Source organism: Membranihabitans marinus (assembly GCF_019802045.1).
GTDB classification, from domain to species: Bacteria; Bacteroidota; Bacteroidia; order Chitinophagales; family Saprospiraceae; genus Membranihabitans; species Membranihabitans marinus_A.
Genome location: NZ_JAHVHU010000009.1, coordinates 289,201 through 295,366, shown reverse-complemented (window position 1 = coordinate 295,366; position 6,166 = coordinate 289,201). Strand labels below are relative to the sequence as shown.

Annotated in this window: 6 protein-coding genes; 3 read left to right on the top strand and 3 right to left on the bottom strand. The window is 44.9% G+C overall.

The features are described from left to right. Positions 1–292: 292 nt before the first annotated feature. The 3 genes from KUV50_RS11230 to KUV50_RS11220 all read left to right on the top strand — a co-directional run bounded on the left by KUV50_RS11230 (position 293) and on the right by KUV50_RS11220 (position 2,603). Positions 293–649: a hypothetical protein gene (locus KUV50_RS11230; protein ID WP_222580241.1), complete on the top strand. Its 357-nt coding sequence runs from the start codon at positions 293–295 to the stop codon at positions 647–649. Between the two features lie 262 nt (positions 650–911). Further along, positions 912–1,904, top strand: a complete 993-nt coding sequence (locus tag KUV50_RS11225) for a c-type cytochrome (RefSeq protein ID WP_222580240.1) — start codon at positions 912–914, stop codon at positions 1,902–1,904. 330 nt (positions 1,905–2,234) lie between these two features. Further along, positions 2,235–2,603 (top strand): single-stranded DNA-binding protein, encoded by a 369-nt coding sequence (locus KUV50_RS11220; RefSeq protein WP_222580239.1) that lies wholly within the window; start codon positions 2,235–2,237, stop codon positions 2,601–2,603. A 668-nt stretch (positions 2,604–3,271) separates the two neighbouring features. Here the strand turns inward: KUV50_RS11220 and KUV50_RS11215 are convergent. The 3 genes from KUV50_RS11215 to KUV50_RS11205 all read right to left on the bottom strand — a co-directional run bounded on the left by KUV50_RS11215 (position 3,272) and on the right by KUV50_RS11205 (position 6,098). Beyond that, positions 3,272–4,048, bottom strand: coding sequence for an SDR family NAD(P)-dependent oxidoreductase (locus KUV50_RS11215; protein ID WP_222580238.1), 777 nt, complete (start codon positions 4,046–4,048; stop codon positions 3,272–3,274). A gap of 176 nt (positions 4,049–4,224) precedes the next feature. Then, positions 4,225–5,184: a Gfo/Idh/MocA family protein gene (locus KUV50_RS11210; RefSeq protein WP_222580237.1), complete on the bottom strand. Its 960-nt coding sequence runs from the start codon at positions 5,182–5,184 to the stop codon at positions 4,225–4,227. Continuing rightward, a complete protein-coding gene (locus KUV50_RS11205) occupies positions 5,154–6,098 on the bottom strand; it encodes an aldo/keto reductase (protein WP_222580236.1) in 945 nt (314 codons plus the stop codon). The genes KUV50_RS11210 and KUV50_RS11205 overlap by 31 nt, the downstream gene beginning before the upstream one ends. Between the last annotated feature and the right edge of the window lie 68 nt (positions 6,099–6,166).

Sequence of the window (6,166 nt, the reverse complement as noted above, 5' to 3'; positions counted from 1 at the left end):
GAAGTGGCTGGAATAAAATTTATAACCAATTGTACATTTATTTTGAAGATCGAATAAAATAAATCATTTTTGAAACTATTGATTCCCTATGATTCATACACAAAATTCTGCATAGGCTCGAATATTTCGGAATATATGCGGCAATTATGAATCCAAATGGTATAACACCTTTGGTTGACATCCTCTTCATTATTCGTACTCTTGTGAGTCCATCTTCGAAACTACAAGCATCGGACATTTTTCATAATATATTCTCTTAGCGGATGTTTTTCGCCTTATCCAGATGTTTTTCATGGAATTTCCGGTATCGACAGCTATTCTTAGACACATCAATGACTATCAACTGGCATTGGAATCTTACTCGCATCCCTTACTGGCACATATTGAATGGGAAGAAACAGAAGATCACAATGTCGAAGTCACCAATGAGACCATCGACTATTACCGCTATTTCGATGCTACTAAATTAGCTGAATTCTTATATGCTCAAATTGATGAAACCATTACCTCCATCATTCCTGAAGAGATCACGTATCTTCAAAATTACGACACGTTCATCCACCGGATCGAGCAGTGGATCGACCTGCCCAATCTGGGGTTGTTAGCCACGTTCCTTGGTCAGAACCAGGGCCAGTTATCTCAAAAATAAACGTGAACGATTTTTCGGACAGCTGAACGATGAATAAATAAACCGGATAGAGACCACCTGGCAGAATATATTTACATGAATACCACTAAGTATATTAAATGAATTTTAATTAGCAAATTCAGGACAAATTCGCCCGCATTTAGATAATCACATGTCACCTAAAATGTTTTTGTGCAGTTTTTAGTTTATAATATGCTTCTTTTAATCTTTATTTAGTATATTTAAACCGCAATTGATAACACTACATTTAAGCCCTAAACTCATGAAACGCATCTTCAAATACCTGCTGTATGCCCTTTCGGTTATTTTACTACTAGCCCTGGCCTTTGTCGGGTGGATTATGGTTACTAAACCCAATGTAGCTCCGCCCCAGGAAATGTCCATCGAACGAACTCCGGAACGGGTTGAGCGGGGAGAATACCTGGCCAATCATGTCATGCTGTGCATGGACTGCCATGCACAACGGGACTATAGCTTATTCGCAGGTCCGATCGCACCAGGCACAGAAGGGAGTGGAGGGGAAATATTTGATCAAAAGATGGGATTCCCCGGACGCTTTATCAGCCCGAACATCACCCCATCTGGTGTGGGTGACTGGACTGATGGTGAATTATTCCGTGCGATCACAACTGGGGTCACAAAAGATGGCCAAGCCCTATTTCCGGTAATGCCCTGGCCCAATTTCGCGAAAATGGATCCAGAAGATATTAAAGCAGTGATAGCCTATATCCGGACCCTGGAACCCATCGACGTAGTTCGGGAAAAATCACAGGCTGATTTTCCGGTGAATATCATCATGCGAACATTTCCGCAGGAAGCCACTTTTTCGAACCGGCCAGATCCATCAGACAAAATAGCCTACGGAGAATACCTGGTCACTGCAGCCTCCTGTGGAGATTGTCATACCAAAATGGAAAAGGGCGAGTTTACCGGAACATATTTAGCGGGTGGACAGGCCTTTCCCTTGCCAGGAGGTATCGTAGCGACCAGCCACAATCTCACGCCCCACGAATCCGGCATTGGAAAATGGTCCCGGGAAATGTTTATAGATGCGTTTAAGCAATTCAGAGACTCTTCCTATCAGCACGAAGCGGTCAATCCGGGCGATGAACAGACCATCATGCCGTGGATCCAGTATGGCGGCATGACCGACTCAGACCTTAGTGCCATATACGACTACCTCCAATCGCTGGAACCGGTAGAGAATGAAGTGGTCAAATACACCCATACGGACAATAAGGTTACTCCCCAGTAGGTCCCATTCATTTAGAATGGTACATCAGACATAATGCCACCCCATATGGAGTGGTTGATTAGCAACCCATTTTAAATTATCCGAAAGGATGCGCCATTTGTGTTACCGTAATTTTTATAATAAGTGGTTTTGTGCGTCAATTTGCTTTTCAACAAAAAGTGAAGTGTATATCATTCGAATTTAGCGCCCGATAGCAGGCCACCTCTTCCGAATAACCGTTTTCAAACGTTTACAAACGGGTACAAACGCAAGTAATCGTTTAAACTTCGATAATTCGGATGTCCCGGATCTACCTTGTGAATATTATTTCATATTTAAAATTCTAACGTTATGAGAAATGTAAGAAACCAAGTGCAAATTATCGGAAGATTGGGGGGTGAAGTAGAATTGCGTACCACATCCAATGACAAGAAGGTGGCCAATATTAATGTGGCCGTCAACCGGTATTTCACCAATAGCCAGGGTGAAAAAGTTGAAAACACAGATTGGTTCCGCGTGGTGGCCTGGGGCTTTACCGCAGAGAACATGGCCAAGGTATTGCACACCGGCGATGAAGTCATGATTCAGGGCCGCTTGTCAACCCATAGTTATGAAAACAAAGATAAGGGAATGCAGTACATTACGGAGATTGTAGCGGACCAGTTTTTATTTATTGCATCACCGCGACAGGTTCGGGAAGGAGAAAAGGTTGCCTCATGAAAGCATCTGGCAGACTCACGAATCGCTGCGTTTGCCAGCTGATTCGTGAGTCTGGAGGGGTGCAGTGGTTTTGGCTTGAGATCAGTCCTGGAATCTATCAGCGTTTTTCGTTTCTCACGGGTGCTGCATTGAAACGAAGAACTTATACCATTTGAATTCATAATCGCCGCATATATTCCGAAATATTCTTCGATTCTCTTCGTCAAAAATACTCGGTGTAACTCCAGCTATACCTTCGTTTTTTCCTCGACAATCTTTGAATATTTACAAAATCTTATACGGCATTATCAAATACAAATGGTATTCTGTAAGAGGAGCGAGCTGCCGGATAAACATGAGCAGAAGCCCCTGTACCAGCGAATTCATTCGCCGTCTTTCATCAGTTAAAACCAGCTTGCCCCACATGGAATTTGGAGCCGCTACAGGGGTGCAGTGGTTTTTTATGTCCATTTCTTGTCAAAATTTGGCAGAAGTTGATTGATAAGGCACCTAGTACAGATTATCGGAAGATTGGGAACCGATGTAGAAATACGTCGTCAATTCCAGTTGTTCTAATTCACCCCCAACCCTAAATAGAAAATTTACTATCGATGTTTTGTCAATTAGGTTCGGGCACTTACTCTGGCCACAAGCTCTGCTCAAAGTGCCACGCACCACTGTATTCGGAGTTAGCTCCACAATCCGCCATCGACCAGTATATTCTCGCCATTGATATAGGCGCCGGCATCGGAAGCCAGCAAAACAATGACTCCTTTAAAATCATCGGCATCCGCCAATTTTCCAAGGGGTACCTTTTTACAATAGTTTTCGAGGAACCGTTCCGGCTGGTGAGTAAAAATTCCGCCCGGTGATACGGTGTTCACCCGGATATTCTGCCCGGCCAGCACCCGCACAAAATACCGGGTCAGATTGATCATACCTCCTTTATGGAAAAAATAATCCGGCGGTGGAGTTCCCATGTCCGTCCCTTCATAATTGGACAAATCCGGCCCAAACATTCCCATCATGGAACTGATGTTGATGATACTTCCGCCGGAGCCCTCGGCCATCAAGGCCGACATCTCCCGCAGGATATCGATGGCACCCGTTGCATTGACCCGCATCGATAAATCCATGTCTTCGATGGAACCATCATAGGATTTCATGGGGCGCGCCACCGCATTATTGACGAAAATGTCCAATCTACCAAACTCGTCAGCAATCTGCTTTTTTAGTCCGACGATAGAGTCATGATCAGACTGGTCATAGGTCATCACATGAATCGTCAATCCTTCTTTTTCCAGTTCGTTTGCTAATTCTTCTCCAGATGCCCTGCTGCGCGATGCAGTAATTACTTCAGCACCAGCTTCAGCCAGACCGGTCACAATGGATTGGCCCAAAATACCGGCCCCTCCTGTGACCAGGGCCACCTGACCATCGAGACGAAACATATCTAATACATTCATGATTTGTGTTTTTATTTCAGGTTCTAGCCAAACCTGACAGGTTTCTAAAGTGCTTTTAAAGTATTGATTACGAGTATTATTCACTCGATAATGCTTAAATTATGTCTGTCAAACACTGTCAGGTTTCATAGCCTGGTAAATTTAAGGTTTGGTGCATGAGGCCACGCACCCTCATTTTAATTCAAAAATACCTCCTCACCCGATTCCATGCTTTCCAATCCTGCGATCACCGCTCGAACCACATGATATGTTTTCTCATAGGGCAACAATGATTTTCCTGCCCGCAAGCCCCGAATGAATTCTTCGAGGTTTGCCCGGAACATGGTATAGCTGTTGTTGAAATCGCAATGAATAAAATTATTCTGCCCGAACACAGTAACCTGAAATGTGGATGCAATATCCTGAAAGAGATGGGCCGTAACCAAGGTCCCGTTTTTAAATTTCACCCGGACAATGGCTTTATCCGGTTCTCCGACAGACCACACAGAAGCGGGTATCGGATCATCCACCAATGAAAAAACAGCCTCCAGCATATGAACACCATATTTCAGCCAGTCCTTTTTACCGACCGCCGTCACGAGGGGAATTTTTCCCAAGTTTTTAATCTTACTACGAGATTCCTCTACGACCGGAGCGTACCGCATGGAAGAACAAGACATGATCCATTTACCTTCCGCCTCAGCCCGCGTAAAATACTCCAGATCTTCCAGATTAGCAGCCAGCGGTTTGTCGATAAATATCGGTACGCCCGCTTTAATAAAAGGTTCTGCCATCTTCCGGTGATGTTCCGGGTCATCACGAGCCAGGATAACTGCATCTACCTCGCCGATCATGTCTGTAAAATGATTGACCTGGTGCGCAATCCCCGAAGACTTGGCTATACTTTGCGTGATCTCTGCTTTTTGCGCCCATACATGGGTCACCTTTGCTCCATCGATTCCTAAATCATCCCGATACTTATCCAGATAATCGGTGACACCCGGATACCCGATCCGGTTTATTTCCGCACCATCATACACCCCGTTAATAATCGAAGACCAGGAATACGGGTGCGCATTCCCGGGACTCATACCGATGATTCCCAATTTTAGTTCCTGATCACTACCTAATTTTTTAGCCATCCTTTTTTGATCCATTGATTTAAGTTTAAAAAATCGGGGTTTTTAAATGCCCTAGCTTCCACTTCACCCCGTACCGCTTCATCCAATTCATTCTCTCGCACGACCTCCAGTGCTTTTGTCAGATGAATCATTCTGTCCATTCCAATTAAGGCAGCAGATACCGCCGGGTAGGACAGCACATATTTTACGGCCAGGGTCAGCAAATCAGGGTAGCGTCCAGTATTCCATTGCTCAAGTTGTGCGATATGCGACTCCACCTCCTCCAGGTCGGGATGCAGTGAAACGGGCCGTCCCGTCAGCATTCCCCGGAACAATACAGACCGGATAATAACACCCACTCCGTTTTGCTCCGCCAGATTAAGTGCCTGAAGGTGACGTTGATCCAGTAAATTCAAGGGCATCTGAATCACATCCCACACCCCCGATTCGATGCACATCCGACTCTCTTCGGGTTCATACGTTGAAGCACCGATAAAGCGGACCAGGCCTTCCGATCGAAGTGCTGAAAAAATGGATTGAACGACCTCGCTGCGTAGGATCTCCTCATTGGCCTGATGGAGCATAAATACATCCACATAATCCGTTCGGAGCGCCTGTAAGCTTTCTTCCAGCGATGTACGTATGGTCGATCGAAGTTCATTTTCCGCAGGCAAAGTACCGTCCTCGTTCAAAAAGTGGACTGATTTGGTAGATAATATCACCTGATCCCGCTTTCCGGCAAAAGCTGCTCCGATGATTGATTCACTGGTGCCATACATCCGGGCTGTATCATAAAAATTGATTCCTTCCTCCAGCGATTTTCTCAACAGATGAATAGCATCCGCTTTGGAGGGCATGGGTTGATTAGCATAAGGCAATCCTATCCCGACGCTCCCAAAGGCCATTTCGGAGACTTTCAAACCTGTATTTCCCAGTTTACGGTACTTCATAACTTTCATATCCAATTAATGGTCCACAACTCCGGTTTTTTGTCTAGGACACGTTCATATGTCGTATT

Bases quoted from the DNA above. Each gene is read 5' to 3' on its own strand.
- KUV50_RS11230 (WP_222580241.1), top strand. From the start codon at position 293: ATGGAATTTCCGGTATCGACAGCTATTCTTAGACACATCAATGACTAT.
- KUV50_RS11225 (WP_222580240.1), top strand. From the start codon at position 912: ATGAAACGCATCTTCAAATACCTGCTGTATGCCCTTTCGGTTATTTTA.
- KUV50_RS11220 (WP_222580239.1), top strand. From the start codon at position 2,235: ATGAGAAATGTAAGAAACCAAGTGCAAATTATCGGAAGATTGGGGGGT.
- KUV50_RS11215 (WP_222580238.1), bottom strand. From the start codon at position 4,048: ATGAATGTATTAGATATGTTTCGTCTCGATGGTCAGGTGGCCCTGGTC.
- KUV50_RS11210 (WP_222580237.1), bottom strand. From the start codon at position 5,184: ATGGATCAAAAAAGGATGGCTAAAAAATTAGGTAGTGATCAGGAACTA.
- KUV50_RS11205 (WP_222580236.1), bottom strand. From the start codon at position 6,098: ATGAAGTACCGTAAACTGGGAAATACAGGTTTGAAAGTCTCCGAAATG.